At 70.2% G+C, this 1,062-nt stretch carries 1 protein-coding gene; it reads right to left on the reverse strand.

Translation table 11 applies throughout. From position 1 onward, the window contains the following. Window positions 1-889 (reverse strand): sialidase family protein (locus tag ETD85_RS62410; RefSeq protein ID WP_138699113.1); only part of this gene is annotated, 889 nt, incomplete at its 3' end. Window positions 890-1,062 lie beyond the last annotated feature (173 nt).

The following is a 1,062-nucleotide window of genomic DNA, read 5'->3' on the forward strand; positions in this document are numbered from 1 at the left end:
CGGTGATGGCGTTGTCGGCCTGGAAGGCGCCGGCGAAGGTCAGGCCGCCGTCCGTGCTGACGCCCCGGGCGAGGCCGTGCACGGAGGTCTGGTCCGGGACCGTGCCGTTGCGGGCGATCACGAGGATGCTGCCGTCCGTACGCTCGACCAGCGTCTGCTCGCCGAGCTTCAGCACGGATTTGTCGTAGGTCGCGGTCGCGCCGATGTGCCAGCTCGTCCCGTGGTCGTCGCTGTAGATCAGCCGTACGCTCTGCCGATCACCGGCGGCGAAGTAGACGGGCACCACGAGCCGTCCCGCGTGCTCGCCACGGGTCAGCTGGATCCCGTGCCCCGGCCCGGTCGCGAACCAGTCGTCCGCACCCGCCGGCGCCTTGATGACGCCCGACAGGTCCTTGGGCGCCGACCAGGTCTGCCCGTCGTCCCGGCTGACCTGGACCTTGGGCGTACGCGGTGTGGCCTGCCCGGCCGCCGGCTCGGACGTCGTCAGCAGGAACACCGGACCGGTCGAATCCGCGACCACCGTCGCGTTCCCCTGGAGGACGGCCCCGGCGGTGCCGGCCAGGACCGTCTTGCTGGCCTGCCAGGTGACGCCGTGGTCGATGGAGCGCCGCATGACGACGTCGAACGGGCCGTGGTCGGCACAGTTGTTCTTGTTCCGCCGCTCGGCGAAGGCCAGCAGCACGTCGTTGCTCGTCTTCACGACCGCGGGAAGCCGGAAACAGGTCGTCACCGTCGACCCCGTGGCCGGGTCGGTCGTCGTGTACTGCTTCCACAGTGTCTGCTTGTGGAAGGTGTAGGTGGGCGCCTGTGCCGCTGCCACAGGCGACGCGCTGATCGACATTACGATGACCGCGCCCAGGGCGACGCCGAAGGTCCGGGCTAAGCGCATGAATGGCCCCCATTTCGCGTTCCGCGGCCATCATGATCTCATCGCCCACGTCCGCGATCTAGGACCAGACCGCCCCGTCCAGCCCCACACAGGGCCACCGCCCCCATCCAGCGTTCACCCGCCCCGGCACAGGACCGCCACCCATCCAGCGTTCGCCCACCCCGCACAGGGCC

Origin of the sequence: Nonomuraea zeae, assembly GCF_005889725.1 — a bacterium.
Classification (GTDB): Bacteria; Actinomycetota; Actinomycetes; order Streptosporangiales; family Streptosporangiaceae; genus Nonomuraea; species Nonomuraea zeae.